Source organism: Haloarcula sp. CBA1115 (assembly GCF_000827835.1).
In the GTDB taxonomy this organism is placed as follows: Archaea; Halobacteriota; Halobacteria; order Halobacteriales; family Haloarculaceae; genus Haloarcula; species Haloarcula hispanica.
The window spans coordinates 2,097,711-2,123,572 of sequence record NZ_CP010529.1 but is presented as its reverse complement, the minus strand read 5'-3'; the positions used below and the strand labels follow the sequence as shown (position 1 = coordinate 2,123,572).

The window sequence follows — 25,862 nt, the reverse complement described above, 5'->3', positions numbered from 1 at the left end:
ACCCCCGACAAGTTTTTGCACACGTACCCTGATGTATGGGTATGTCCAGTCTCAGAGATCTCGGCCTCTCCGAGTACGAAGCTAGAGCATACCGGTCGCTACTGGAAACGGGACCGACAACGGCCAAGGAACTATCGCGGGCCAGCGACGTCCCGATGGGCCGCATCTACGACGTGCTCAACAGCCTCGAAACGTACAATCTCGTCCGCAGCCAGACCGCCAGCCGACCCAAGAAATACGTCGCCGTCGAGCCGGACACCGCCCTCGACCGCCTGCTCGAAGACAAGAAGCGCGAACTCCAGGAGAAGGTCGGCCAGTACGAGGAAATCGTCGACGACCTCTCGTCACAACTGGAGTCGGCAGACCCCGTCGAGGAGCCGTTCTGGACGGCTGCCGTCGGCCCCAACGACTCGCTTGACCTGTTGCTCGAACGGCTGGCTGCCGCCGACGACGAGATCATCATGGTCGGCTCGGCACCCGCCCGGCAAGTGGACATTCTTTCCGGCACCGAGCGGATCGTCGATGAACTCGAAGCGGCGCTGGAACGGGGCGTCGAGGTGTCCCTGCTCGTCCGACCGGATCTGTTCGAGAGCCTTCCCGAGGAGGCCAACCGCGAGTACTACGAGCGCCTCTTCCACTACGACAACTACAGCGCCCGCGCTAGCCCGAACATCAGGACCACGTTCGAGCTACTCGACGGCGTCGAGGTCTGTATCGAGGTCCCACACCCTCTCGGCCGCGAGGAAACCTTCGGCGTCATCGACATGAAGGACTCCGATTTCACTGCCGATATCAGCCAGGCCTTTGAAGAACACTGGGCCGAAGCGAAGCCGGTCGGCCCGCCGTAGCTGGGTCAGCAGAGAGTTAGAAACAGCGTCACAGACAGCGACCGCAATCTCGCGAGTCGCTACGCCTACGGCTTCGCCGTTCGTAACCGAGACGTGTTGCGTCTCGCGCTCCTCGCTCAACGTCCTGATGACTTCGCTGTGCTCAAAAACTACCGCTGTCTCGCGGGTCGCTATGCTCCCCGCTCCGACGTTCCGAGTACTTCGCTGCGCTCAGTCCTCGCTGTCCTCGCTAACTTCCTGCCGCAGATCGCCCAACTGCGCCACACGCTCGGCGTGGGCGTTGTGCTGGTGGATGGACTCGTCGTTGGACTGTTTCATCGTCACGACGGCATCGTCCGGCAAGTCCGGGAACGTCTCGACGACGCCCTCGGCGAGCGCACGAACGCAGTCCTCGACGAATTTGGCGTCCTTGTGGGCCTCGTAGGTCATGTGGTCCTCGTCGGGCCGCTTTGCGAGGTTGTAGATGCGGGCGCTCATCGAGTCGCGGGCGACTTCGATGAGTTCGTTCAGGTCGACTTCGGGCGCGCCGTCGCTCTGGACTGTGAGCGTGGCGTGGCCGCGCTGTGAGTGGCCGGCCTGCGGGTTCGTTTCGAGGAACTCCTCGATGACGTCGTCGTCGACGTCGAGTTGCTGGAGCGTCTCGCGGGCACGGGAGGCTGACATCCCCTGGGAGCACGGACAGACAGTCATCCCGGTGACGCGAGCGCCGATCTCCTCGCTCGTCCCGTCTTCGGTCGCCGTCGCCGAGGCGATGATATCGGCGGTCGACTGCGTCGGCATCCCGGAGGCCGGCGTGGACTCGTGGGTGACGTACTCCGCTTCCATCCGGACCTCCGCCTTCGTCGTGTAGTCGTGTTTCTCCAGCAGAAGTTCGGCGGCGTCGCCACAGACATCCTCGACCCGATAGGCTTCCTCGGACACGGCGGTTTCCAGCGTCTCGTCGATGACCTCCATATTGCGGGACATATCGGCCCCCTTGCGCCAAGACGGCAGATCCACGAACACTTCGAACTCCGCCATGAGTACGATGGGGTCGCGGTCACGACGCCCCAGTTTGACGAGTTTCTCGACGCCCGTCACACCGACGCGATTGAGACCGACCGTTACGTCCGGACTCGACGCCTGCACGTCCGGGAGTTGCTGACTCATTGCCCTTCCTATGGAAGAGAATCGGTTAGTGCTTTCGAAAGGGTGGGCGGGTCGCCGTGAGCATCGCCACCGTAGAAACGACCCGCTCCGAACCGGGTCAGAGCTGTGTGTTGTCCGGCATCGATTCGCCCGTCTCGAAGTCCCGGAACAGCAACTCGAAGTCAGTGGCGTCGAAGGAATCGGTGATATCGTCAAGCTCCGCCCGGACCTCCGCGAGTTCGGCCTTCAGTTCGGAGAACTCCTCGCTCTCATCGAGGACGGCCTGTGGTTTCGACGATTCCAGTGCCGCGTATTTCGCCGTGAGCGAGTAGCACTCACGCAGGCGTTCCTCGTAATCGGCGTACAGGAGCAACTGTTCGATTGTCCCGAAGAGGTCCTCCTTCGACACCGGTTTGAGGACGTAGTCATCGAAAGGCATCTCGATGATGTCGAAGTCGGGGTCTACCGCGGTCACCATGGCTACGCGCGTATCGTAGCGTTTCTCACGGATCGCCGACAGCACCTCGTCGCCGGAAAGGTCCGGCATCCGCCGATCCAACAAGACAACGTCGACTGCGGAATCAAGCTTCGAAAGGGCGGCCTCACCGCTGTATACCGTCTCGACTGTGTACCGGTCCCGCAACTGTTCCGCGTACACGTCGGCCACGGCTGGTTCGTCGTCAACGACGAGGATTGTCGCTTGCCGACCCATTGTCATTAGCTAGCATGTTTAGAACAGAATTGCAAAAGGATTCCGGCTGTCCCAACTGGCTGCCTTATTATCCAGGCCCTACTGGCCGACGATATCGTCGTACCGCGCTCCGGTCTGTTTGAGCGTCGCCGTCGAGTAGAGCCGGTCGTGTTCGTAGGGGAGGTGTTCGGTGGCGAGTTCGTTTATCTTCTGGTCGACCACGCTCGCTTCGCGCCCGTGAATCATGGTAAAGAGGTTGTACTGCCAGTCCTGCTCCGGGCGGCGTGGCCGGTGATAACAGAGCGTGACGTAGGGGAGTTCCCCGACTGCCTGTCCCCGCTCGTCGAGGGCGTCGTCCGGCACGTTCCAGACGACCATACAGTTGTTGTCGAACCCGGTAACGATGTGGTTCACGACACAGCCGATGCGCTTGATACAGCCGGTCCGCTGGAGTTGCTTGATAGCCGAGAGTACTTCGGACACGTCGGCATCGACAGCGTCCGCCACGTCCCGGTAGGGCGTCGCGACGAGCGGGAACCCACTCTGGATTTCGAGCAATAATCGCCGGTCCAGTTCTGAGAGGTCGACGGCGGCGTCCTCGCTTATTCGCGTTGCACTGGCGTCAGTTGTCTCCAGACTCTCCCGGGCGAACCGGTCCCCATTGACGACCGGGAACTCCAGATCGATGTAGTAGTCTGTCAGCATCGGCAGGACGAGCACCGAGCAGCCGGTTTGCTCCTCGATCTCGGCCAGAATCTCGTCGCGTCGCTTTCGGGACCCTGCAGTGACGACGAACCACATGTTCCACTCGTGGTCGCGAGCGTAGTTGTGGTTCACCTGCCGGTACTCGTTGATTATTTCGGCGACCTCGTCGAACCGATCCTCCGGGGCACTGACAGCAGCAAGCGTCGAAGAGCCGATGACCGGCGGGTTCAGAACCGGGCCGAAGCGGCGGAAGATGCCGTCATCACGGAGCGTTTTGACCCGGTCAAGTGCTGTCCCTGCTGAGACCCCCAGCGCTTCACCGACAGCCTCGAAGGGACGTTCCTGAATCGGGAAGTCACTCTGGAACTCGTCGATGAGCGCAGCGTCTACCTCATCGATCTGCTCGCGCCACTCGCCCGACTGGAGACTCATTGTATTCGGTTAGGAGTGTAGTCGTGTATCCCTTTCGGGACCGCAGCCAGTTCCCGCAAATTGAGAACGAAACGCAGGGGCTTTTGAACTCTGGCCCGAACACGTTTCCATGGCGCAAGCGACCCGGGAGTACGGCGAATGGCCGCTCAAACGACTCATGACGGAAGTCGTCGGCTCCGGTCACAAATCGGCCGACGATATGTCCCGCACGCAGGCCCGGGAGGCGTTCCGACGCATCCTCGGCGACGAACCCGACCACACGACGCTCGGCGCGTTCTGGCTCGCCAACCGCTGGAAGCGCAACACCCCAGAGGAACTGGCTGCCTATGTCGACGTGATGTCCGAGGAATCGGTCGAGACAGCCGCTCCGGACGCCGACCCGGTCGACTGCGGGGCCAACTACGACGGCAAAGGTCGGTCCGCGATTCTTGGCGTCGCCGCGGGCGTCGTCGCCGCCGCCGCGGGCACGCCCGTTGTCGTTCACTCCGGCGACCGCGTCCCCACGCAGAAACAGGACGCCTACAAGCACGTTCTGGACGAACTGGGCGTCCGAACGGAGATCGAACCGAGCGAAAGCGCCGATATGGTCGACGAGGTCGGCTTCGGCTTCTACTACCAGCCGGCGTTCAATCCCGGCATCGACGCCCTGTTCGAGCGCCGCGACAACATGGGCGTCCGGACCTTCGTCAACACCGTCGAGACGCTCGCGAACCCGGCCAACGCCAGCGTACATCTCGGCAGCTTCTACCATCTGGCCTTCGCGAAGAAGATGGTCCGAACGCTCGCACGATCTGAAACCAGCAGCGTCGAGCGTGCCCTGTTCTTCCAGGGAATGGAAGGCTACGACGACGTTCGCCCCGGCGAGACGGTCGTGGCCGAATGGCCCGTCACCGGCGAGGAGTCCGACGACGAGGACATCGCGGACTTCGAAATCCGTACCGGCGAGTACGGAATGGACATCGAAAGCGAGGACCTGCAGGTCGACGACATAGCCGAAGAGTCGGCGGCGATAACCGAGGCCGTGCTGGCCGGCGAGCGCGAGGACGGCTTCGCCGACGCTGTCGCGCTCAACGCCGCCCTCCGCATTTACGCCCGCGAGGACGCCAACAGTATTCAGGACGGCCTCGAACAGGCCCGTGAAGCGATTGCCGACGGCAGCGCAGCGGAGATACTCGACGACCTCCGGGCCTTCTAATCCGGCGACGGGGTACGGAGCGGAACCCACTTCTACCGAGCGGGCGAAGTGATTCTAATGGGACAACACGCCAGCGCTCGCGACAGCACTGCGTGGACAGTACCCGCATCAGAAACACCCGGCGTCCACGAGCTGGTCGACACCAACGGTATCAGGCTCCACACCGTGACCGCTGGGCCGCCGGACGGCGACCTCGTCGTCTTGTTGCACGGCTTTCCGGAGTTCTGGTACGCATGGAAACACCAGATCCCGGCGCTCGCCGACGCCGGCTACCGCGTGGTCGCGCCGGACCTCCGGGGGTACAATCACTCCGACAAGCCCAACGGCGTCGCGGCGTATCACATCGACGAGCTGGTCGCCGACGTCGCGGGTCTCGTTTCGGCGTTCGACCGCGAACAGGCCCACATTGTTGGGCACGACTGGGGCGGCGTCATCGCCTGGCAGACCGCCATCGACCGTCCCGATATCGTCGACCAGCTAGCGGTCCTGAATGCACCCCACCCGTCGGCGTACGAGCGAGAGCTCCGCCGCTCGTTCGACCAGGTTCTGCGGTCCTGGTACGTGCTGTTCTTTCAGCTTCCCGTCCTTCCCGAGGCCAGCCTCCGCTGGAAGGATTGCACCGTGCTGGAGCGCATCCTCGCTGACGGGCCGACCCGCCCCGACGCCTTCACCGATACCGACGTGACGCGGTACAAGCGGGCGCTCGGGCAGCCGGGCGCGCGCACGGCCGCAGTCAACTACTACCGGGCACTCGGCCGACGGAACGCAAAGCTGACGCTCACAGCAGGCGGCATCGGCGACCAGCCGGTGACAGCGTCGACGCTCCTTATCTGGGGTGTTCAGGACGACGCGCTCTCGCTCGCCCTGACTGAGGACCTCGACGAGTGGGTCCCGGACTGTCGAGTCAAGCGGCTCCCGGCGGCGAGCCACTGGGTTCAGTTCGACGCCCCCGAGCAGGTGTCGAAGCTGCTACTGTCACACCTGCCGTAGCCCGGAATAGCGAACAGCCGACACTCCCGCTCGCGTGGCGACGTGTCGGGCTCCCGCGACCCGCCACGCGACGGCTACTCAGATCATGGCGGCGATGGCCTCGTATCGGTACTTGAACTCTCGGTCAGTGGGCAAGCTTTTCTGCCGGGCTTCCCTCCGATTGAGTATGAGTGACCTGACTGCGACCCTCCACACGACAGAGGGCGAGATCGAAGTTGAACTGTACGACGAGCGCGTACCGACCACCGTTGAGAACTTCGTCGGCCTGGCCGAGGGTGCCGACGACTACGACGGGACCGAAGTCGGTCCGGGGACCGGTGCGTGGGAAGACCCCGAATCCGGCGAGAAGCGCATCGACCCACTGTACACCGACATCGACATCCACCGCATCATCGAGGACTTCATGATCCAGATGGGCGACCCGACCGGCACCGGCCGCGGCGGCCCTGGTTACTCCTTCGACGACGAGTTCCACGACGAACTCAGTCACGACGGCCCGGGCGTCCTCAGCATGGCCAACAGCGGCCCGAACACCAACGGCTCGCAGTTCTTCATCACGCTCGACGCCCAGCCCCACCTCGACGGCAAACACGCCGTCTTCGGGAAAGTCATCGACGGGATGGAGGTCGTCGAATCCATCGGCAGCGTCGACACCGACCGCAACGACGCGCCGACCGAGGAGATGCTGCTCGAATCCGTCGAGATTCACCGGTAACCACACAACGTTTTCGTTGTTCCGAGCGAGCAACCGATAGTGGCACACGTCGAGCGACTCACCGTCTACCCCGTCAAGGCACTGGACGGCATGGACTGCGACTCTGTATCGATCCGCCCGGGCGGGACGCTGGCGCACGACCGCGAGTTCGCCATGTTCGACGCCGACGGCGACGTGGTCAACGGGAAGCGGACCGACCGCGTCCACGACATCGACACCAGCTACGACACCGGAACGGGAACGCTGTCGGTCACCACTGACGGCGATAGCGTGTCGTTCGAACTCCGGGATGCGGATGACCGCGCCCGAGCAGCCGAATGGCTCAGCGCGTTTTTCGACGTGGACCTGACCGTCGAGCGCGACGAGACGCTCGGATACGTCGACCGGCGGGAGATGGGCCCGTCGGTCATCAGCACTGCGACGCTTGAGACCGTGGCATCGTGGTTCGACGACGTGACCGTCGAAGGGCTGCGACGGCGGCTCCGCGCGAACGTCGAAATCGGCGGCGTTCCGGCGTTCTGGGAGGACCGCTTCGTCGGTACGGACGCTCCTGCCTTCCGGGCCGGCGGCGTCCGCTTCGAAGGGGTGACACCTTGCGGTCGCTGTGTCGTCCCCCAGCGGGACCCTGACACCGGTAGGGAAACCCCGGAGTTCCGGGAGCGGTTCATCGAACGCCGGCGAGAGACGTTTCCGGAGTGGGCTGACCGGGACGCCTTCGATCACTTCTACACCCTGATGCTCATCGCCCGCGTTCCCGAGGGCGACCGCGGTGCGGACCTCGCCGTCGGGGACCTCGTCGAGGTCGTGTCGACGGATGAGACGTAGCGGGCGAACGCGGCCGAGACCGACAATCGAAAGGCGGTCCGCCTCGAACGGGGCGTAATGGCAGACGCGGACGACCACGTCGACCCGAGCGAGTTCGGCGAACAGGACGGTCCCCCGGTCGAGGAGAAGCCCTACAAGATCATCTTCGAGGCCAACAAGTGCTTCGGCGCGGGCAAGTGCGCCGAGAAGTCGCGCAACTGGACGCTCGACCTCGACACCGGCATCGCCAAGCCCGAGACTTACTTCATCGACGAGGAGGACCTCGATCACAATGTCGCGGCCGCGGAGGCCTGCCCGGCGAAGAAAGACCGGGGCATCATCCACGTCATCGACCGGCGAACGAACGAAGAGATCGCCCCAGACCCGAACGGCGACGGGTCACTCTCCGTCGACTGGTAGCGCAGTTTCTGATAGCGACAGCCGTTACTGCCACCTATCAGTCCACGGCGGTATCCTGTGCGCGCGGTCAGCGACACCGAGAACTCGGTTCTGCGGGGGTGAATCTCCGCCCCCAGAAATCAGCCACCACAGGATATATCATGTAAGATTACTATAGATAATAAACTGAATTTCTTGATGCAAGCAGTTTAATATTTCAAGCTACTGTATGACATAACTTCTATTTATGGGGGGCAATTTGGGTATCAATATGCCACGTTCAAGTAGCATGGAGCGTCGATCGTTTCTGAAAGCGACGGGCAGTGCTGCGGCCGCCGCAGCACTGGCAGGATGTTCAAGTGATAGTGATAGTGACGGAACTGAGGACGAGGCGGGGACCGGAGACGGTATGGACTCGACGGACAGCAGTGGGGGCGATGTCGGGACCGACCTGAAAGAGGACGGTGACCTCTGGCGAGTCAATACGGGGACGATGACGACGATGGACCCGATTGAGGCGACCGACACCCAGTCGGGGATCGTCATCCAGCAGATGTTCGATCCGCTGATGAACTATCCCGACGCGCAGCCCGCTGTAGAGGGACTTATGGCTGCGGATTACGAGGTATCCGACGACTTCACGACCTATACGTTCCAGTTGAAGGACGCGACGTTCCACAACGGGGACACCGTAACCGCCAGTGACTTCGTCTACGCGTTCGAGCGGCTGACTGCATCTGACAACTCCAGTCGTGCCTACTTCGTTCTGGACTCGCTGGGCGTCACACACGAAACGACGACCGAGACGGTCGACGGCGAAGAACAGGAAGTGTACGAGCCCGGGACACTCGGCGTCACGGCCGTTGACGAAACGACGCTCGAAATCCAGCTAGACGCGCCGTTCGCCTCCACGCTGGAGATGCTCGCGTACTCCTCCTTCTCACCGGTTCCCGAGGGCATGGTCGGCGACATCGAAGGGTACGACGGCGAGATGACTCAGGCCGAGTTCTCCAGTTCGAACCCTGTCGGGAACGGCCCCTTCGAGTTCGATACGTGGGACTCCGGAACTGAGGCCAGAGTCGGCGCGTACGACGACTATTATGGCGAAAGCCCAAGCATCGACGGCGTCCACTTTTCGGTCATCGAGAGCGACTCGGCCAATTACAACTACGCGATGAACCGCAATGCCGACATCTTCGAGTTGCCCACGGCGCAGTACGACCCCGGGAAGGTATCTGTCGAGGAAGAAGACGACCAAGGCCGTCAGATCGGGACCTACGGCGAGTTGCGTAACGGCGCGACGGCCAACTACTCCGGTGTGTCGACCATCGGTGTGTTCTACCTCGGATTTAACATGGCCAACGTGCCAAAGCCGGTCCGTCAGGCGGTCGCGTACGCGATGAACCAGCACACCGTTGTCGAGCAGGTCTTCAAGCAGCGCGGCGAGCCCGCGTACAATTTCACGCCGAAGTCGATCTTCCCCGGCGGTGCCCAGAACTACAACGACCGCGCCGAAAACGAGTACCCGTACGGCTACGACGACAGCCAGCTCGGGGAGGCCCGCTCGGTGATGGAGGAGGCCGGCTACGGCGAAAACGAGCGTGTCGCCGTCGAGCTGACAATCTACGAGTCCGGTGTCTGGAGCGAAACGGCAAGCATCCTCCGGGACCAGCTTCAGAGCGTCTACATCGACCTCGAAGTCAATCAGGCGCCGTTCAACACGCTGCTCGAACGTGGCCGCAACGGCGAGCTAGAGATGTACTCGCTTGGCTGGGTCGCCGACTGGCCCGCCCCGGACAACTTCCTCCAGCTGCTGAACCCGCCACAGACCGATACGAGCCTCGACTTCCCGATTTCCTACGTCAACTGGCAGCCGGAGAACGGCGACGCCGCACAGCAGGCAGAGGAGGCATACCAGTCGCTCAGCGACAACCCGGCACCGACAGAAGAAGCTCAGGCCGCCCGGAACGAAGCGTACATCAAACTGGAGAACGCGAACTGGGAAGACGTCGCAATGCTGCCGGTGTATCACGAACTGAGGGAGCTGTTCTGGTACGACCACGTCGACTTTACCCCGCCGGCTGGGATGGGGCCGAGCCGCCAGAAGATGAACACTGTGTCTCTCGGAGAGAGAGAGTAGTCCCGCTCCCGCTAGCGTTTCGTTTCCGTCATACCCGGTGACGGTACCAAGTTCGCAGCCCTCAAAGATTATGAACTCACAAATACCCGTACAACCGAGACAAGACAAGCCATGAGCCGCTTCACATACCTGTTCAAGCGTGTGGCTCTGTCAATCCCCGTTATCATTTTCGGGACGACAGTAACGTTTGCAATCATCCGGCTGGGGCCGCTTAGCCCCGCGGCAGCGATCCTCGGACCGCAAGGCGATGCGCGTGCGATTCGACAGATCGAGCAACGATTGGGATTGAACGAGCCCCTCTGGGAGCAGTACTTCGATTTCATGGGTAATCTGTTCCTGTTTGATCTGGGCCAATCGTGGGTCGTCAACTCCGGAACGCCGGCCATCGACCTCATCATCAGCTATGCCCCACGGACGATCTGGCTCGGGTTCTGGGCGGTCCTGATCGCCCTCGGAATCGGAATTCCACTCGGCTTCTACGCCGGCCTGAATCCCAATACGTTCTCTGACTACTTCGCCTCCTTCGGTGGAATTGTCTGGCGAGCGATGCCGAACTTCTGGCTTGCGGTGATTCTGGTTACGGTGCTTTCACAGACAGAGCAGCTGTTCGGGTTCAGCTGGACCAGCTTCATCGTGGAGACCAATGTCGTGACCTCTCCGAACCTCGCCGTGCTCAGGAGCCCGACGAGATTGATAACTGATCCCGGGCAGGCATGGACCAATCTGGCGAAAGCGACAAAACAGATACTGCCGCCCGCACTGGTGCTCGGGTCCGCGTCGATGGGCACAGAGATGCGTATCGGCCGAACCGCCGTCCTTGAGACAATCAACTCGAAGTACGTCGAAACGGCCAAGGCCAAAGGCGTCTCACCGCGAGTGCTGGTGTGGAAGCACATCTTCCGGAACGCCCTGATTCCGCTCGTGCCGGTCATCACTGCGGAAGCGTTCATCCTGATCGGCGGATCAGTGCTCGTCGAGACTGTCTTCTCTATCAACGGTATCGGCCTGCTGTTCGTCAAGGCGGCAAAGCAGGGTGACCTCCCGCTTGTCGGGACGCTGATGTACCTGTTCATCCTCCTTATTGTCGGCCTGAATATCGTACAGGACTTCGCGTACACGATTATCGACCCGCGTGTGGGGTACGACGGATGATGGAAACAGAACTCACCGATGACATCGATCAGCCGTTGAAGGACCGACTCAGGGCACACCCCAGACCGGCACTACTGTGGGGAGCAGGACTCTGTATCCTGTTGCTGCTTGAAGGACCGACATACCTCGATGGGCTGCTTGGCGCGATAGGCGCCGGACTCGGGTTGCTCCCGGGAGCACCCGGCGCCGAGGCGTTCGCCAGTGCGTCAGCCTTCTTCAGCGAACTGCCGCATCTGTTGAGCCGGGAACTGGTACCCAACCGAGGGTATTACGACGGGAGCGCCTGGCAGGGGACCTTCCTCGGCCTTGAGCCGAAATACGCGTGGCTCATCCGCTTCCTGCTTGTGTATGCATACGTTGCAGCGTTGCTAGGCTGGCTGTGGTACGGCTACGTCCTTTTCCGTCGGCACTACCGCGCTGCTGACTGGACGCCGACTGACGACGTCATCGACCGACTCCGAAGCCACTACTGGGGCCTGTTCGGGCTCACTGTCGTCGTCTTCTTCGTCACGATGGCCGCGTTCGCGCCCGTTGTCGGCCCAACCACGGCCGAAGAGAATATCGAGGGACCGTACTCCCACGATATGAAGTACTACGACGAGGACACGGAGACGGTCGAAACAATTACCATCGGTGAAGCGAACCTCGGTTCCGCTTCCCGCGGTAGCGGGGACAGCAACGTCGGAGTCTGGAGTTACGACGACTTCGGGCGGTTCCACCCTGTCGGAACGCTCGTCAGCGGCAAGGACCTGTTCACCTTCCTCGCGTTCGGCGCACGGGTGTCACTGTTCATCGGGCTCGGGTCGATGGCGATTGCGGGCTTTATCGCAACGACGCTGGCATTAGTTACCGCCTACTACAAGGGGGTGACTGACCTCATCGTGGTGCTGACCAGCGACTCCGTCCAGGCAATGCCAGCATTGCTGCTGGTGATTCTTGCGACGGTGGTGTTCAGGAACCACTGGATAGCAGAGCTATACAGCGGGGCCATGCTGTTCATCCTCCTGTTCGCGTTGATACGCTGGCCGGGGCTGTGGCGAGCGGTCCGTGGCCCTGCACTACAGGTCGGTGAACAGGAGTGGGTCGACGCGGCAAAGAGTTACGGCCAGCGACCCACTGTGATTATGCGGAAACATATGGCACCGTATATCCTCGGTTATCTCCTGGTTTACGCCTCCCTGACGCTCGGTGGCGTGATTATTTCCGTCTCTGCACTCTCGTTCCTCGGACTCGGGATCACCGCCCCGACTCCTGAGTGGGGGCGGGCGATCAACATCGGACAACAGTACATCGCCAGTCAGTCCTGGCACATCTCGCTCATCCCGGGTATCCTGATTACGCTGGTTGTCACCGGCTTCAACGCATTCAGCGACGGGATTCGTGACGCTATCGACCCACAGAGCGAGGGTGCCGAAGGCGGTGCGACTGGCGCGGCCGCCGGAGGTGGTGGCGGATGAGCCACACCGACGACGGCGAGCCGCTGCTGGCCGTTGACAACCTCCGAACCGTGTTCCACAGCGACCGAGAGGAGATCCGCGCTGTCGACGGCGTTTCGTTCGACATCGAGCGCGGCGAGACGCTCGGTATCGTCGGCGAATCCGGCTCTGGCAAGAGCGTCACCGCACGCTCGATAATGGGACTGGTCGACAGTCCGGGCGAAATCCGCGAGGAGTCGTCTATCCGATTAGACGGGAGAGAGCTGACGACGCTTTCCGAAAAGCAGTATCGGTCAGTTCGTGGCGGGGACATCGCGATGGTGTTTCAGGACCCGCTGAGCTCGCTCAACCCGGTGTACACTGTCGGGAACCAGATCATCGAGGCGCTGGAGCTCCACCGCGGTATGGAAGGCACCGAAGCCAAGTCGGAAGCCATCGAACTGCTGCGTGCAGTCGGTATCCCCGACGCGGCACGGCGTGTCGACGAGTTCCCCCACGAGTTCTCCGGCGGGATGCGCCAGCGAGCCGTCATCGCGATGGCACTAGCCTGTGACCCCGACCTGCTCATCTGTGATGAGCCGACGACAGCACTCGATGTCACCATTCAGGCCCAGATTCTGGACCTGCTACAGGAAATTCAGACGGAGCGTGACATCGGTATCATGTTCATTACGCACGACATGGGCGTCATCGCGGAGGTTGCCGACCGCGTCGCCGTGATGTACGCCGGCGAAGTCGTCGAGAAAGCACCCGTAGAGGAACTGTTCGCGAACCCACACCACCCATACACGCAGGGACTACTGCAGAGTATTCCCGGTCGGAACCCCAGTACGGATCGGCTGCCCACTATCGAAGGGGACGTGCCGACGCCACACGAATCGGCGTCGTACTGCCGGTTCGTCAGCCGATGTCCGAAGGGCTTCGACGAGTGTGAGCGGGTCCATCCCGCCCATGTGGAGGTCGGCGAATCAGCAGACCACACCGCCGCCTGTCTCCTGTATCCCGAAGATATGCCTACCGACGACACTGTGACACACCACGAAGAGAACGCAGACCAGACGGGCGCCGAGGCAAGCGAAGCGCTGTCGGCGGACGACTGGCCGGCTGAGCGCCGAAAAGCCGGTGAGGATACCGGCCCGGCCGGGTCCGAAGACAGCGATGCCCGGGCTGACGGTGGCCACGGCCACAGTGCCGGAGACACCGGCGGACAGCTGGAGGGAGGTGACACAGATGAGTGAGTCAATCGTCGATACTGTGTCACACCAGACCGGCGAGACGTTACTCGATGTGCAGGACCTGAAGACGTACTACGAAGGCGGTGGGCTGTTCGGTGGGGACCCGGTGAAAGCCGTCGACGGCGTGAACTTCGAGATCGCGCGCGGCGAGACGTTCGGGCTGGTCGGTGAATCCGGTTGTGGCAAGACGACTCTCGGTCGGACGCTCATCCAACTGGAGACGGCCACGTCCGGGACGGTCTCCTTCGATGGAACCGATATAACCGAACTCAGCGGCGGCGACCTCAAGCAGTGGCGCCGCAACGCCCAGATGGTGTTTCAGGACCCCGAATCGAGCCTCAACGACCGGATGACTGTCGGCGAGATCATCCGCGAGCCGCTGGACGTCCACGAACAGGGGACGGCCCGCGAGCGTCGGGAGAAGGTACGGACACTGCTCGACGAGGTCGGGCTCATGCCGGAGCACTACTACCGGTATCCCCACCAGTTCTCCGGCGGGCAGCGACAGCGTATCGGCATCGCTCGGGCACTCGCGCTCGAACCGGAGTTCGTCGTCCTCGACGAACCCGTGTCGGCACTCGACGTGTCCGTCCAGGCCCAGATACTCAATCTGCTGGAGGAACTTCAGGAGGAGTTCGGTCTCACGTACCTCTTCATCGCGCACGACCTGAGCGTGGTCCGGCACATCTGTGACCGCGTCGGGGTGATGTATCTCGGGAACCTCATGGAAGTCGGGCCGACGGAACAGCTGTTCCAGAACCCGGAAAACCCCTACACGCGCGCACTGCTGTCCGCAATTCCGGAACCGGATCCGACGGCTCAAGCGGACCGGATTACCCTGCCTGGCTCACCGCCGAGTCCACGGGACCCGCCGGAGGGGTGTCCCTTCGCAACGCGGTGCCCCGTCCGGATTCGGCCCGAAGACATAGACGCTAGCGACGAAGTGTGGGACCGGATTCGAGAGTTCCGTGATGTCATTCGCGAGCGGTCCCGCGCGGAACAGTCGATCGGTGAGCGGCTCAAGGAACGGCTCGGGTTCGATACCGCGTTGGCCGACGGGGATGAGATCGTCGAGGAGGAGTTCAGCGACGTGGACCTCCCGCCGGACGTGCGGGAGCACGTCGAACAGGCTGTGACGTATCTCAGTGATGGAGACCCCGACGCTGCACGGGCCTACCTCAAGGAAGCGTTCGGCAGTCGGTGTGACACCGAAACGCCGCAGTACTACGATGTCGACGACAGACGGACGAGCTTCTGTCACCGGCACGCGACGGACCACGACGCTCCCGGCGAAGAACTGCGTCGCCGTGGCTACGACACGCACGATGGATAACCTGGCGGGGAAGGTACTCGATCTGCTGTGGTACGCCCTCGGCGTCACACTCACAGCAACGCTTATCGGTGGCGTGCTCTCGCCGTTCCGTGGCGGTGGCTGGCTGACGGTGAAGTTCGTGCTGTTTTTTATCGGCTTCGCGCTGTTCGGCTACGCATCGATCACCCTGTGGCGCGCGCCGTCCCTCGATTCCGACGAGTCTGATGAGTCCGGCGTGTCGTTCGGCGTGTCAGCGCGGGAGCGGACGCCGTTCGAGTCGGTGTTGGCCCGCGTCGTGCCGCCACTCGACTCGCTCGCCCCGCCCGAAGACCGGCTCTCACCGCCGGTGAAGCTATTCGTAGCGAGTCTGTTCGTCCTCGGGCTTTCACTGAGCATGGAGGTCGTCTTCGGCGTCCAGTGACACCACCATTTACCTCCCGCGGGCGTAACGACAGGATATGGTTAAGACAGGTGGCGAAGGGACAGACGACCTCGAACGGCTTGCCGCCGGTTCGGACGACCGCAAAGCATCGTGGAAACAGACGCTGGAAGAGACACAGGCGCTGGCTGACCAGCGGCGCGCTAACGGCCGCGAGGCCGTCGTCGTCCCGGCCGGGGACGCGGGCCTGCAGACAGTCGACGACGGTGACGGACTCGAACTCGTGTTCGTTATTCCGGGTAACAAGGCCGAGGAAGTGACGCGGCTGGTCGAATCGAACCCACTCGAAGCGTACGACGTGTACCGGCGGACGGTCGGGGAGCAGGTGTTTCTGGCCGTCGAGTACTTCGATCCGGACGCCGCCTCGCTGTTCATCGCTGGCGCGTACAAACTCCAGGATGCCGGGAACACGGTTACCGCCGCGAACGACGGTGCGACGTTCCAGACGTTGCTCAGGAAACTGGACGGGACGCCGGTCGCAACGTTCGACCACGCCGACCGGACGAAGTTCCTTCCGACCGACAGGCTCCCGGTCGAGGAGTAGACGGACGTCAGAGGAGAAGTGACAGCTGAACCAGTGTGTCACGGTCGCTATCGAGTTCCGCCGACCTGACTGTGGTGGGACGCGATAGGACACCTCGCAGTCCGAGACCGAAAGGACCATTCACTAGCCCCCGCAGAGTTCAATCTGCGCGAGGGTAGCCGAGCTTGGCCAAAGGCGGTGGGCTTAAGACCCGCTCCCGTAGGGGTCCGTGGGTTCGAATCCCATCCCTCGCATTCTGTTGCGAACAATCCGTGAGCAACGAATGTCATCGTGGGATTCGAATCACGGAAATTCGAACGAAGTGAGGATGTGCATCGGGTTCGAATCCCATCCCTCACATGAATCCGCTCGAACAATGTGAGAGCGTGTGAACCGTTTTGATGGCAATTCGAACGGAGACGAACCGGACACGACGCGTTTTTGCACGTCTGTGGCCTATACCGGCGTAATGACTGATGTGCCAGATGACGTTGCCGAAGCGTTCGACCGACACGATGCGCTCGTCTCGGCTGGGGATAGCTACGCTGTCGAGACGACGAACTTCGACGGCCGCGTGACTGCAACTGAGGGCGAAAAGTGGCGGACGACCTACGAGGTGACGGTCAGAGCGCCGACACTACAGGCCGCGACAAGCGACGAGGTCGGTGACGCCGTCATCGACGGCTGGTTCGAGACGCTGGAGCGGCGGCTCGAGGACGCGCCGAAAGCGACCCGGACATCTGTCGAACTGGACGATTACAGCGTCGTCGAGGACGGCGAACAGGTCGTCGTCACGTTCGAGTACACGATGGGCGGCGAACGGCAAGCCGCAGACGTTGCCAAGACCTTCGTCGAGTACGTCGAAGGGACGTACGTCGAGGGCGTCATTCCCGGCTACGACTACGTTGGCGTCGTGGCTGACCTGCTCGATTCGGCGAGTACCGGCGGGAGCGAGGGGTCTCGCGGCGGGACACCGCTGTAGCTGTACGTGTCGAGCATGGAAACAGGGTAACAGCCAGCCTCAGTCCATCGCGATATAGGTCTGTGTCGTTTCGACACCCTGGATTTCCTGGATGTGTGTCGCTGCGACATCCTTGACTTCGGCGGGCGTCTCCACGTTCACTTTTGCGATAAAGTCGACGTCACCAGCGACGATGTGGGCCTCGACAACGCCGTCGACGGCTTCGATGTCATCCTTCAGACGGTCCGCGTCACCAGTGTGGGCTTTGACCATCACGTAGGCAATGACCATGTTCAGGCACCTCCAAGCGCAGTCGCGCGTTCTGATTCACCGACAACGATACTACGAACGTCAGAGAGCGTCCCGAAGTCGGCCAGTATCACGACCCGGTCACCGGCCTCCAGTGTTTCGTCCGGGTCGGGAATGGCGAGCGGGGCTTCGCCTTTCCCGTGCGCCATCAGTCGGGAATTCGACGGAAGCTCCAACTCCGACAGTGAGTACCCCTCCATCGGCGATTGCTTCTGGATGGTGAACTCCACGAGCTGGAGGTTCTGTGCGATGTCGGCGACTGCGCGGATGTTCCCGCCCAGCAGCGCGTTCTTCGCGGCGATAGCGCCCAGCCGTTCGGGGTAGATGACCTCGTCGACGTCGGAGGCGTAGCGTCGGTAGATCTCCTCGCGGTAGTCCTCGTCGATGCGCATAACGGTTCGACAGCCGTGTTCCTTGGCGATCATACAGGCGACGAAGTTGTCGTTCAAGTCGCCGGTGAGCGCGCCGAGCGCGTCGGCGGCTTCGAGGTCGGCGCCACCGAGTGTCTCCTCGATAGCGCCGTCACCCGCGATCACCTCGAAGCCAGCCGTCCGCGCGCGCTCGACCGCGTTCTCATCGCGCTCGATGAGGACAACTTCGTGGCCACTCTCTTGCAGGACGCGAGCCGTCCGCAGTCCGACACGACCTGCACCCACGATAACGAATCGCATACACGCTCCTATGGGACGGGGGTGAATAAAAGTACCCACCCGGTGGAACCACCGGACGCCTTGACCACGATATCAAACAACAAAGCCGTTGTTGTCCCCTGACGGAAGCTTTTTCGTGCTATGACACGACACACCACAACATGGTTAGCGCGTTCATTATGATCAAGACCGCTGCCGGGAAATCCGAAGAACTCCTTGCGGCAGTTCGCGACGCCGAGGGCATCACCGAAGCACACATCGTCGCCGGGCAGTACGATATCATCGCCGAAGCGACCGGGACGGAGGTGTACGATATCATGCAGTCGGTCGCAGGTCACGTCCGTGATCTCAACGGCGTCGCTGACACGCGCACGTACATCTGCTTAGAGTGAGCGAGTCACGTTGTTCCGACACGGCAAAGGGACTTGCCGCCCTACGTCGAACATGGTCAGTGTCGCCGGTATTATCGGCCTGCTCGTCATCGTGCTGGTCAACAGTGCTGTGACGGCGCTCATGACGCGCTTTTTCCGCGTCCGTTTGCACACGCGGTGGGGAAGTATCGTCTACTCGCTGCTCCTCTGTCCGGTAGTCATGGTCGTCATCCTCATCGTATTGAGCGGTGTATTCAAACTCGGTGCGGATCTCGGGAGTCAGACGGCTGTCATCCTCATGACGGTCGTTATTCCGCTCGCTATCGGGATCACGTTCGATTACTTTTGGATGCCTGCCCCCGACGAGGTCGAACTGCCGGCGTCGATGGACTAATCGAGAACCGCCGCTCGGACGCGTTCGTACACGGTGTCCGGGTCAGCGGTCGCGTCGACGCGTACGAACCGCTCCGGGTCGGCGTCGATGAGTCGCTCGTAGTTGTCACGAACCGTCGAAAGATAGTCAGCAGTTTCGAACTTGTTCGTCGCGCCGCTGCGCTGTGCGGCGGTTTCGGGATCGAGGTCGAGATACACGGTCCGGTCCGGCGGACGGGTCCAGGGGGCGTGGACCTCCCGGACGTACGACAGCGGGTCGTCGAACGTCTCACTAGCTTCGAGTGTCGCACCCTGATACGCGTACCGCGAGTCGCTGTAGCGGTCGGAGACGACAAGTCGGTCCTCGTTGAGCGCCGGTCGGACCGTGTTCGAGAGATGTGCGGCGTGGTCGGCCGTGTAGAGGAACAGTTCGGCCAGCGAGTCCGCGTCGTCGTCGTCGATAGAGCGCTGGACGGCGTCCCCGTACCAGGTGTCGGTCGGTTCGCGCGTGAACACAGCCTCGCTGGGGACAGTGTCGTCGCTCTGGAGCCGTTCCCACACAGTCGTCTTGCCGCTCCCGTCCAATCCTTCGAGCGTGACGAGCATACCTCACAATCCGTGTGGGGGGACGTAAGCGCCCCGACCGGACAGTGCATCCGTAGGCTGACACAAGTGGCCGGACTGCGGACCGGTCAGCCGAACAAACACGCCCACCTTTACGGTTCTACCGACCGTACTGGAGTCTATGAATGTACTTGTCGTCGGCGGGACTGGATTCATCGGGCAACACCTGTGCCGCGAACTCGACGACCAGGGACACACCGTCACTGCGTTGTCCCGGTCACCGGAAGATGCGACGCTTCCCAGCGGTGTCGAAACTGTTGCCGGGGATGTCACGGAGTACGACAGCATCGAGAGCGCGTTCGAGGGCCAGGACGCGGTGTATTTCCTGGTCGCACTGTCGCCCCTGTTCAAGCCGGACGGCGGCGACGAGATGCACGAACGCATCCACCTCGGCGGGACCGAAAACAGCGTGCAAGCCGCCGAAGAACACGACGTCGACCGGTTCGTCCAGTTGAGTGCGCTGGGTGCGGACCCCAATGGCGACACGCATTACATCCGGTCGAAGGGTCGGGCCGAGCAGGTCGTTACGGAGTCTTCGCTGGACTGGACCATCTTCCGGCCGTCGGTCGTCTTCGGCGAGGGCGGAGAGTTCGTCTCCTTCACGAAGCGCCTCAAGGGGATGTTCGCGCCGGGCGTCCCGCTGTACCCGCTCCCCGGCGGCGGAAAGCAAACCAAGTTCCAGCCCATCTGGGTCGGTGACCTCGTGCCGATGCTCGTCAACAGTATCGAATCCGAAGAACACGTCGGCGAGACCTACGAAATCGGTGGGCCGGAAGTGCTGACGCTCAGAGACGTGACCAATCAGGTGTATGATGCCGACGGGTCGTCGGTAAGCATCGTCCCGCTCCCGATGCCGCTGGCGAAGGTCGGTCTCTCTGTGCTGGGGAGCGTCGGGTTCCCGATGGGTGCCGACCAGTACCGCTCACTCAAATTCGATAACACTCCGACAACGAACGAAATCGACGCGTTCGGAGTCAGTAGTGACTCTCTAACGACACTCAGCGGATACCTCAGCGGATAAGCGCCGGCAGTAGCCATCCCCTAAAGAGTGTTGTGTTGGATAGTATTGATTTTCAATCCTGGCTTTCAGGGCTGAGATCCGGGCAAAACACTTATACTCGCTATCGCTCTTTGACCCTTTAAGCGGAGAACTATATAATGAAACTGGCGATGATCGGCTTCGGGCAGGCCGGGGGCAAAATTGTGGACAAATTCCTCGAGTACGACAAGGAGACCGGCTCGGGAATCGTCCGCTCGGCTGTTGCGGTCAATACAGCGAAAGCAGACCTGCTTGGGCTAGAACACATTCCGGAAGAGAATCGAGTGCTCATCGGCCAGGCCCGCGTTAAGGGCCACGGCGTGGGCGCAGACAACGAACTCGGCGCGGAAATCGCCGAAGAGGACATCGACGAGGTACAGGGCGCTATCGACAACATCCCTGTTCACGAAGTCGACGCCTTCCTCATCGTCGCCGGTCTCGGCGGCGGGACGGGGTCGGGCGGGTCGCCGGTCGTCGCGAAACACCTCAAGCGCATCTACACCGAACCGGTGTACGGCCTGGGCGTCCTGCCGGGCAGCGACGAGGGTGGCATCTACACCCTCAACGCCGCTCGGTCGTTCCAGACGTTCGTGCGCGAGGTGGACAATCTGATGGTGTTCGACAACGACGCCTGGCGACAGACCGGCGAGTCCGTCGAGGGCGGCTACGACCACATCAACGAGGAGATCGTCCGGCGCTTCGGCGTGCTGTTCGGTGCCGGCGAGATCGAGGCCGGCGATAACGTCGCCGAAAGCGTCGTCGACTCCTCCGAGATCATCAACACGCTCGACGGCGGCGGCGTGTCCACCGTCGGCTACGCCTCCGAGGACGTCGAGGTCTCCTCCGGCGGCGGCGGCCTGCTCTCGCGGTTCAAGGGCGACGACTCGTCTGACGACGGGATGGACACGGCGAACACGACGAACCGTATCACGTCGCTCGTCCGGAAAGCCGCGCTCGGGCGGCTAACACTTCCCTGTGAGATTGAAGGTGCAGAGCGTGCCTTGCTTGTGATGGCAGGGCCGCCAGAGCACCTGAATCGAAAGGGAATAGAGCGCGGCCGGAAGTGGCTCGAGGAGCAGACCGGTTCGATGGAGGTCCGCGGTGGCGACTATCCGACCAACGCCCCGAAAGTGGCCGCGTCCATCCTGCTGGCCGGCGTCCACAACGTTCCCCGCATCAAGGAACTCCAGCAGGTCGCCATCGAGGCCCAGGACAATATCGACGATATCCGTAACCAAAGCGAAGATAACTTAGAGGACTTAGTCGAAGACGACGAAGATGAACTTGATCCGCTGTTCTAACAAGACCGCCGCACTCCTCTGTGTTGTCGCGCTGCTCGCGACCGCCGGCACAGCGAGTGCGTTCTCTGTCTCTGCCGAGGGAGTCCCGAGCGAGACAGCCGTCGAGGAAGAGGTGTCGGTGACGTACACGATTGACGACCCGTTCACCGACGCACCGAACGAGTGGACGCTCGCCGGCTCGACCGAACTCCAGGACGTTAGCTGGACGGTCACTGTGTTGCGTGCGGGTAGCCAGGTGAGCCAGGAAACCTACGGCGACCAGTCCTTCGAGCAGGACCTGGAGATCGACAATAACGGGGACCAGGTTCGCGTCGAGCTCGTCGGCACGACGCCGGCCATCTCGAACTACACGTACGACCCGGCACAGAACTATCAGGTCGCCTCTCTCAGTCGTATCAGCGGGAGCAACGAGGACGAGTTCCGCAACGACACCGCCCGTCACTACACTGAAGAGAGCCAGTCAGCGAGACAGGCAATCGACGACGCGCAGGCCGCAATCGACGAAGCCGGTGGGGACGAAGACGCCGAGGACCTAGTCAGTAGCGCTATCTCCTCCTACGAGAACGGGAACTTCCAGAACGCCCAGGACCTCGCCGAGGAGGCCGAAAGTCAGGCACAGCAGGCCCAGCAAAGCGCTCAGACCCAGCGAACGCTCCTGCTGGTCGGCGGCGGACTCATCGTCCTCCTGTTGCTGGTCGGTGGCGGCTACTACGCGTACACCCAGATGAGTGAGGACGAGTACTCCAAGCTGTAATGCGTCTCGTCGTCCCCGTCTCGGGGTCTGACCCCAAAACGCGACTTGCGTCCGTTCTTTCTCCCGACGAGCGCCGTGATTTTACCGAAGCGATGCTTGCAGACGTCGTCGACGCAGTGACAGCGGCGGGCCACGAACCCGACGTTATCTCGACGGCACCGCTCGACTGTGCCGCACCGCTCACTGTCGACGACCGCGGGCTCGACCCGCTCGTCAACGACCTGCTCGCGTCGATAGTGACTGACGGCGATGGCGCACTTGCCGTCGTGATGGCGGATTTGCCGCTCGTAACGCCGAAAAGTATCGAGCGACTGCTCGCCCCCGACGCCGACGTCGTGCTGGCCCCGGGTCTGGGCGGCGGGACGAACGCCTTCGTCTGTCGCCACCCCGAGTTCAGGGTCGACTACCACGGCGCGTCGATACGTGACCACCGGCAGATTGCCCGGGACGTGGGAGCCAGCGTTACCGAAGTTGACTCTCGGCGGCTCGCGACCGACATCGACGAACCGGGCGACCTCGCTGAAGTGCTGCTACACAGCGACGGCGCGGCCGCGGACTGGCTCATTGACGCCGGTTTCAGTCTGTCGCTCACAGACGGCCGTGTCACCGTGAGCCGCGAGTGAAGGTTTTTGTTCGTGGGGTGCACACCCCGGGACGTGATACCCGGCACGGACGCGCACGATATCGACATCGAGATCCCGGACGCCGACATCGAGCGACTGCTGTCGGTGATGCCCGGGGACGTCGAGGCCGCGTCGGCGCTGTCCTACTGCCGGAACGTGTTCCTGCCGCTGACGACCGCCTGCCGATACACCTGCACCTACTGCACGTACTACGACCCGCCGGGGCAGGCGGAGCTGATGGACCGCGAGGAGATCCGCGAGACCTGTCGCCGCGGGGCCGACGCCGGCTGTACCGAGGCCCTGTTCACCTTCGGCGACGACCCGGACGACCGCTACACCGCCGTCCACGACCAGCTCGCCGAGTGGGGCCACGACTCCATCCACGAGTACCTCCGGGAGGCCTGCGAAATCGCCCTGGAAGAGGGGTTGCTCCCGCACGCGAATCCGGGCGACCAGACGCGCGAACAGATGGCCCACGTCGCCGACCTGAACGCCTCGATGGGCGTCATGCTGGAGACGACCACTGAGGTGCAGGCTCACGGCGGTCCGCGGGCGAAAAACCCCGGCCAGCGGCTGAACACCCTCCGCGTGGCCGGCGAACTCGGTGTGCCGTTCACGACGGGCATCCTCGTCGGCATCGGCGAGGACTGGCACCACCGCGCCGAGAGCCTGCTCGCCATCCGTGAACTGCACGAGCGCTACGACCACATCCAGGAGGTCATCGTCCAGCCCGTCGTCGAGAACGAGCGCTGGCAGGGCGGCTCTCCCGACCTGGCGACGATGCGCCGGGTAACGGCGATGGCTCGCGCAGCGCTTCCCGAGGAGGTGTCGGTACAGGTTCCGCCGAACCTCGCGCCCGCCCGGGACCTGACCGACTGCGGTATCGACGACCTGGGCGGCGTCTCCCCAGTGACTGTGGACCACATCAACCCCGAGTACGAGTGGCCCGCGCTGCAGGAACTGACGGCCGTCGCCGACGCCGCCGAGGTGCCCCTGACAGAGCGGCTGCCCGTCTACGACCGGTTCGTCGATGACGGCTGGCTCTCGGAGCCCATCGAGGCGGCTATCGAGGCTGAGGACGACGACGGCGAACGGTTCCGGTCGATACTGGACCGTGGCGTGAATCCGGCGAGCGTGTGATCCCGCCCACTGGCCTCTGCGCATGAACAGCCGTCACGGTCAGAACGGATCCTGGACACTACTCACCTAGTCGACTAGGCCGTAGCTACACATGTACTGGCACACCAATACATATCATGCCTGGACGTGCCTCTGACAGCAGTGCCAGGCAGAATACTCTACCACGTCGACCACGGCCAGTGCCCAGCCGTGGTCCACTACTTCAGTCGAGCAACGGCGTTCCGTCAGCCTGTGGCCCGAGTTGCGGGCCGAGCACGTCGGCGTCGGGGTCGATGACGCGGCGCTGTTCGTAGTCCGTCGACCGCTCGACCGGTGTCCGGCCGATGGCGGTGATCATGTCGGCGTACTCCTGGAACGACCGGAACTCGCCGTAGTCGCCGCCGGCGCGCTTGGTGATCTCCTCGGAGAGGATGGTTCCCATGAAATCGTCCGCGCCGCAGGTGAGCATCTTCAGCCCTTGCGTGTCGCCGTATTTGACCCACGAGGACTGGATGTGGTCGACGTTGTCGAGGAAGAGCCGTGAGACGGCGATCAGCAGTTCGTCCTCGTCGATGGACGCGCCGCCGTCGACCATCCCGCGCTCGTACAGCGGCGTCTCCTCGTGGACAAAGGACAGCGGGACGAACTCCGTGATCGCGCCGGTCCGGTCCTGCAGGTCGCGGATGCGCTGCAGGTGCAGCGCGCGGTGGCGCTCGTTCTCGACGTGGCCGTACATCATCGTCGAGGTCATGTCGAGGCCGACCGACGCGGCCGCCTCCATCGCTTCGAGCCACTCGTCGGTCCCGATCTTGCCCGGACAGATGACGTCCCGGACCTCGTCAACGAGAATCTCGGCGGCGGTACCGGGCACGCTGTCGAGGCCAGCGTCTTGGAGGCGACCGTACACCTCCTTGTAGGACCAGTCGGTGCCGCGGCGGGCGTGATAGGCTTCCTCCGGCGTCATCGAGTGGAGGTGGACGTCGCCGACGTTCATCGCCCGAATCTGTTCACAGTAGGTGGCCGGGTCTTTCTCGTACTTGTCGGGCGATCGGTAGTTCAGGTCGCCGCGGTCGCTCGTCTCCAGTATCTCCCGGTGCTCGTCGTCCAGCGCGAGCGCGGGATGGAGCCCCGATACCGAACAGACCTCGTAGATGCCGCGGTCGAGGGCGTCCCGTACGATTTCGCGGGATTCACTCGGCGTCTTCGTGAAGCCGCCGTGGTCCTCCTGGTAGTCGCTGCGGAACTGCTCGGAGCGGTCCTTGAAGTTACAGAACAGACAGCCGGTGTTACAGGCCGTCGTGACGTTGTTGTTGAGGTTCGCGACGAAGGTGACCTCGTCTCCGACGACCTCCGCCCGGCGTCGGTCAGCCGCTTCGAGTACCTGCTCTTTCCGGTAGTGGTCGATGCCGTCCCGGTCGGTGCCCGTCGTGAGGAGTTCGACTGCGTCGTCGACTGTCAGTCGCGTCCCGTTTCTCGCCTTGGCGAGCGCGTTCTCGAACGACTGGGCAGTCGTCGGACGGTGCTCGAACTCGACGGAGCCGTCCGGCGTACCGACGGTCTCTGGGACGTCCGGCATTGCTGGACAGGAGGGAAAG

28 protein-coding genes and 1 tRNA gene are annotated in these 25,862 nt (G+C 62.6%); 22 read left to right on the top strand and 7 right to left on the bottom strand.

Features of this window, described 5'->3' with window-relative positions:
• Nucleotides 1-41 precede the first annotated feature (41 nt).
• Nucleotides 42-848 (top strand): TrmB family transcriptional regulator, encoded by an 807-nt coding sequence (locus SG26_RS10595; RefSeq protein ID WP_008310877.1) that lies wholly within the window; start codon nt 42-44, stop codon nt 846-848.
• A 210-nt stretch (nt 849-1,058) separates the two neighbouring features.
• On the opposite strand, the gene mptA is transcribed toward SG26_RS10595, so the two are convergent.
• The 3 genes from mptA to SG26_RS10580 form a co-directional block, all read right to left on the bottom strand.
• Entirely contained in the window at nt 1,059-1,997 is a 939-nt protein-coding gene (gene mptA, locus SG26_RS10590) for a GTP cyclohydrolase MptA (protein WP_050037546.1), read from the bottom strand.
• Nucleotides 1,998-2,094: 97 nt separating this feature from the next.
• Nucleotides 2,095-2,694 (bottom strand): response regulator, encoded by a 600-nt coding sequence (locus SG26_RS10585; RefSeq protein ID WP_023843125.1) that lies wholly within the window; start codon nt 2,692-2,694, stop codon nt 2,095-2,097.
• Nucleotides 2,695-2,766: 72 nt separating this feature from the next.
• Nucleotides 2,767-3,804: an AsnC family transcriptional regulator gene (locus SG26_RS10580; RefSeq protein ID WP_014039519.1), complete on the bottom strand. Its 1,038-nt coding sequence runs from the start codon at nt 3,802-3,804 to the stop codon at nt 2,767-2,769.
• Between the two features lie 109 nt (nt 3,805-3,913).
• Here SG26_RS10580 and SG26_RS10575 point away from each other — a divergent pair, with 109 nt between their 5' ends.
• From SG26_RS10575 to SG26_RS10510, 14 genes are all read left to right on the top strand, one after another.
• Nucleotides 3,914-4,999 carry an anthranilate phosphoribosyltransferase gene (locus tag SG26_RS10575; protein ID WP_014039518.1) on the top strand — a complete coding sequence of 362 codons (1,086 nt, stop codon included), beginning with the start codon at nt 3,914-3,916 and terminating at the stop codon, nt 4,997-4,999.
• Between the two features lie 57 nt (nt 5,000-5,056).
• Nucleotides 5,057-5,989 (top strand): alpha/beta fold hydrolase, encoded by a 933-nt coding sequence (locus SG26_RS10570; RefSeq protein ID WP_014039517.1) that lies wholly within the window; start codon nt 5,057-5,059, stop codon nt 5,987-5,989.
• Between the two features lie 166 nt (nt 5,990-6,155).
• Nucleotides 6,156-6,704: a peptidylprolyl isomerase gene (locus tag SG26_RS10565; RefSeq protein WP_014039516.1), complete on the top strand. Its 549-nt coding sequence runs from the start codon at nt 6,156-6,158 to the stop codon at nt 6,702-6,704.
• 39 nt (nt 6,705-6,743) lie between these two features.
• Complete coding sequence (locus tag SG26_RS10560; RefSeq protein WP_014039515.1) at nt 6,744-7,529, top strand: MOSC domain-containing protein; 786 nt, start codon at nt 6,744-6,746, stop codon at nt 7,527-7,529.
• Between the two features lie 57 nt (nt 7,530-7,586).
• Complete coding sequence (locus SG26_RS10555; RefSeq protein WP_014039514.1) at nt 7,587-7,928, top strand: hypothetical protein; 342 nt, start codon at nt 7,587-7,589, stop codon at nt 7,926-7,928.
• Nucleotides 7,929-8,196: 268 nt separating this feature from the next.
• Entirely contained in the window at nt 8,197-10,047 is a 1,851-nt protein-coding gene (locus tag SG26_RS10550) for an ABC transporter substrate-binding protein (protein ID WP_050037545.1), read from the top strand.
• A gap of 111 nt (nt 10,048-10,158) precedes the next feature.
• Nucleotides 10,159-11,199, top strand: coding sequence for an ABC transporter permease (locus tag SG26_RS10545; protein WP_014039512.1), 1,041 nt, complete (start codon nt 10,159-10,161; stop codon nt 11,197-11,199).
• A complete protein-coding gene (locus SG26_RS10540) occupies nt 11,199-12,656 on the top strand; it encodes an ABC transporter permease (RefSeq protein ID WP_079891631.1) in 1,458 nt (485 codons plus the stop codon). The genes SG26_RS10545 and SG26_RS10540 overlap by 1 nt, the downstream gene beginning before the upstream one ends.
• Complete coding sequence (locus SG26_RS10535) at nt 12,653-13,873, top strand: ABC transporter ATP-binding protein (protein WP_050037544.1); 1,221 nt, start codon at nt 12,653-12,655, stop codon at nt 13,871-13,873. Before SG26_RS10540 ends, SG26_RS10535 begins: the two co-directional genes overlap by 4 nt.
• Nucleotides 13,866-15,203 (top strand): ABC transporter ATP-binding protein, encoded by a 1,338-nt coding sequence (locus SG26_RS10530; RefSeq protein WP_044951665.1) that lies wholly within the window; start codon nt 13,866-13,868, stop codon nt 15,201-15,203. Before SG26_RS10535 ends, SG26_RS10530 begins: the two co-directional genes overlap by 8 nt.
• A complete protein-coding gene (locus tag SG26_RS10525; protein WP_050037543.1) occupies nt 15,196-15,603 on the top strand; it encodes a hypothetical protein in 408 nt (135 codons plus the stop codon). Before SG26_RS10530 ends, SG26_RS10525 begins: the two co-directional genes overlap by 8 nt.
• A 37-nt stretch (nt 15,604-15,640) precedes the next feature.
• Complete coding sequence (locus SG26_RS10520; RefSeq protein ID WP_050037542.1) at nt 15,641-16,165, top strand: hypothetical protein; 525 nt, start codon at nt 15,641-15,643, stop codon at nt 16,163-16,165.
• Between the two features lie 148 nt (nt 16,166-16,313).
• Nucleotides 16,314-16,398, top strand: a tRNA-Leu gene (locus SG26_RS10515).
• A 215-nt stretch (nt 16,399-16,613) separates the two neighbouring features.
• A complete protein-coding gene (locus tag SG26_RS10510) occupies nt 16,614-17,126 on the top strand; it encodes a DUF5813 family protein (protein WP_050037541.1) in 513 nt (170 codons plus the stop codon).
• Nucleotides 17,127-17,165: 39 nt separating this feature from the next.
• Here SG26_RS10510 and SG26_RS10505 read toward each other — a convergent pair whose 3' ends face one another.
• Together SG26_RS10505 and SG26_RS10500 are read right to left on the bottom strand one after the other, a co-directional pair.
• Nucleotides 17,166-17,396, bottom strand: a complete 231-nt coding sequence (locus tag SG26_RS10505; protein ID WP_004593869.1) for an Lrp/AsnC family transcriptional regulator — start codon at nt 17,394-17,396, stop codon at nt 17,166-17,168.
• 2 nt (nt 17,397-17,398) lie between these two features.
• Nucleotides 17,399-18,085, bottom strand: a complete 687-nt coding sequence (locus tag SG26_RS10500) for a TrkA family potassium uptake protein (RefSeq protein WP_050037540.1) — start codon at nt 18,083-18,085, stop codon at nt 17,399-17,401.
• A gap of 140 nt (nt 18,086-18,225) precedes the next feature.
• Here SG26_RS10500 and SG26_RS10495 point away from each other — a divergent pair, with 140 nt between their 5' ends.
• A complete protein-coding gene (locus SG26_RS10495) occupies nt 18,226-18,456 on the top strand; it encodes an Lrp/AsnC family transcriptional regulator (protein WP_008310913.1) in 231 nt (76 codons plus the stop codon).
• Nucleotides 18,457-18,508: 52 nt separating this feature from the next.
• A complete protein-coding gene (locus tag SG26_RS10490; protein WP_014039503.1) occupies nt 18,509-18,829 on the top strand; it encodes a hypothetical protein in 321 nt (106 codons plus the stop codon).
• Here the strand turns inward: SG26_RS10490 and tmk are convergent.
• The gene (gene tmk, locus SG26_RS10485) at nt 18,826-19,413 is read right to left on the bottom strand and encodes a dTMP kinase (RefSeq protein WP_050037539.1); all 588 of its coding nucleotides are present in this window, start codon (nt 19,411-19,413) and stop codon (nt 18,826-18,828) included. The genes SG26_RS10490 and tmk overlap by 4 nt on opposite strands.
• Before the next feature lie 139 nt (nt 19,414-19,552).
• Here tmk and SG26_RS10480 point away from each other — a divergent pair, with 139 nt between their 5' ends.
• From SG26_RS10480 to cofG, 5 genes are all read left to right on the top strand, one after another.
• Nucleotides 19,553-20,452 carry a complex I NDUFA9 subunit family protein gene (locus SG26_RS10480; RefSeq protein ID WP_050007445.1) on the top strand — a complete coding sequence of 300 codons (900 nt, stop codon included), beginning with the start codon at nt 19,553-19,555 and terminating at the stop codon, nt 20,450-20,452.
• A 137-nt stretch (nt 20,453-20,589) separates the two neighbouring features.
• On the top strand, nt 20,590-21,771 hold the full coding sequence (locus SG26_RS10475; RefSeq protein ID WP_005536054.1) for a tubulin/FtsZ family protein: 1,182 nt from the start codon (nt 20,590-20,592) through the stop codon (nt 21,769-21,771).
• Nucleotides 21,749-22,525, top strand: coding sequence for a hypothetical protein (locus SG26_RS10470; protein WP_050037538.1), 777 nt, complete (start codon nt 21,749-21,751; stop codon nt 22,523-22,525). The genes SG26_RS10475 and SG26_RS10470 overlap by 23 nt, the downstream gene beginning before the upstream one ends.
• Nucleotides 22,525-23,148 (top strand): 2-phospho-L-lactate guanylyltransferase, encoded by a 624-nt coding sequence (cofC, locus tag SG26_RS10465; protein WP_014039499.1) that lies wholly within the window; start codon nt 22,525-22,527, stop codon nt 23,146-23,148. The genes SG26_RS10470 and cofC overlap by 1 nt, the downstream gene beginning before the upstream one ends.
• A gap of 33 nt (nt 23,149-23,181) precedes the next feature.
• Nucleotides 23,182-24,288, top strand: coding sequence for a 7,8-didemethyl-8-hydroxy-5-deazariboflavin synthase subunit CofG (gene cofG / locus SG26_RS10460; RefSeq protein ID WP_014039498.1), 1,107 nt, complete (start codon nt 23,182-23,184; stop codon nt 24,286-24,288).
• A 202-nt stretch (nt 24,289-24,490) separates the two neighbouring features.
• On the opposite strand, the gene cofH is transcribed toward cofG, so the two are convergent.
• Nucleotides 24,491-25,843: a 7,8-didemethyl-8-hydroxy-5-deazariboflavin synthase subunit CofH gene (cofH, locus tag SG26_RS10455; protein WP_050037537.1), complete on the bottom strand. Its 1,353-nt coding sequence runs from the start codon at nt 25,841-25,843 to the stop codon at nt 24,491-24,493.
• Nucleotides 25,844-25,862: the final 19 nt, after the last annotated feature.

Coding starts and splice junctions, on each gene's coding strand:
- SG26_RS10595 (WP_008310877.1), top strand. CDS start 42: ATGTCCAGTCTCAGAGATCTCGGCCTCTCCGAGTACGAAGCTAGAGCA.
- mptA (WP_050037546.1), bottom strand. CDS start 1,997: ATGAGTCAGCAACTCCCGGACGTGCAGGCGTCGAGTCCGGACGTAACG.
- SG26_RS10585 (WP_023843125.1), bottom strand. CDS start 2,694: ATGACAATGGGTCGGCAAGCGACAATCCTCGTCGTTGACGACGAACCA.
- SG26_RS10580 (WP_014039519.1), bottom strand. CDS start 3,804: ATGAGTCTCCAGTCGGGCGAGTGGCGCGAGCAGATCGATGAGGTAGAC.
- SG26_RS10575 (WP_014039518.1), top strand. CDS start 3,914: ATGGCGCAAGCGACCCGGGAGTACGGCGAATGGCCGCTCAAACGACTC.
- SG26_RS10570 (WP_014039517.1), top strand. CDS start 5,057: ATGGGACAACACGCCAGCGCTCGCGACAGCACTGCGTGGACAGTACCC.
- SG26_RS10565 (WP_014039516.1), top strand. CDS start 6,156: ATGAGTGACCTGACTGCGACCCTCCACACGACAGAGGGCGAGATCGAA.
- SG26_RS10555 (WP_014039514.1), top strand. CDS start 7,587: ATGGCAGACGCGGACGACCACGTCGACCCGAGCGAGTTCGGCGAACAG.
- SG26_RS10550 (WP_050037545.1), top strand. CDS start 8,197: ATGGAGCGTCGATCGTTTCTGAAAGCGACGGGCAGTGCTGCGGCCGCC.
- SG26_RS10545 (WP_014039512.1), top strand. CDS start 10,159: ATGAGCCGCTTCACATACCTGTTCAAGCGTGTGGCTCTGTCAATCCCC.
- SG26_RS10540 (WP_079891631.1), top strand. CDS start 11,199: ATGGAAACAGAACTCACCGATGACATCGATCAGCCGTTGAAGGACCGA.
- SG26_RS10535 (WP_050037544.1), top strand. CDS start 12,653: ATGAGCCACACCGACGACGGCGAGCCGCTGCTGGCCGTTGACAACCTC.
- SG26_RS10530 (WP_044951665.1), top strand. CDS start 13,866: ATGAGTGAGTCAATCGTCGATACTGTGTCACACCAGACCGGCGAGACG.
- SG26_RS10525 (WP_050037543.1), top strand. CDS start 15,196: ATGGATAACCTGGCGGGGAAGGTACTCGATCTGCTGTGGTACGCCCTC.
- SG26_RS10520 (WP_050037542.1), top strand. CDS start 15,641: ATGGTTAAGACAGGTGGCGAAGGGACAGACGACCTCGAACGGCTTGCC.
- SG26_RS10510 (WP_050037541.1), top strand. CDS start 16,614: ATGACTGATGTGCCAGATGACGTTGCCGAAGCGTTCGACCGACACGAT.
- SG26_RS10505 (WP_004593869.1), bottom strand. CDS start 17,396: ATGGTCATTGCCTACGTGATGGTCAAAGCCCACACTGGTGACGCGGAC.
- SG26_RS10500 (WP_050037540.1), bottom strand. CDS start 18,085: ATGCGATTCGTTATCGTGGGTGCAGGTCGTGTCGGACTGCGGACGGCT.
- SG26_RS10495 (WP_008310913.1), top strand. CDS start 18,226: ATGGTTAGCGCGTTCATTATGATCAAGACCGCTGCCGGGAAATCCGAA.
- SG26_RS10490 (WP_014039503.1), top strand. CDS start 18,509: ATGGTCAGTGTCGCCGGTATTATCGGCCTGCTCGTCATCGTGCTGGTC.
- tmk (WP_050037539.1), bottom strand. CDS start 19,413: ATGCTCGTCACGCTCGAAGGATTGGACGGGAGCGGCAAGACGACTGTG.
- SG26_RS10480 (WP_050007445.1), top strand. CDS start 19,553: ATGAATGTACTTGTCGTCGGCGGGACTGGATTCATCGGGCAACACCTG.
- SG26_RS10475 (WP_005536054.1), top strand. CDS start 20,590: ATGAAACTGGCGATGATCGGCTTCGGGCAGGCCGGGGGCAAAATTGTG.
- SG26_RS10470 (WP_050037538.1), top strand. CDS start 21,749: ATGAACTTGATCCGCTGTTCTAACAAGACCGCCGCACTCCTCTGTGTT.
- cofC (WP_014039499.1), top strand. CDS start 22,525: ATGCGTCTCGTCGTCCCCGTCTCGGGGTCTGACCCCAAAACGCGACTT.
- cofH (WP_050037537.1), bottom strand. CDS start 25,843: ATGCCGGACGTCCCAGAGACCGTCGGTACGCCGGACGGCTCCGTCGAG.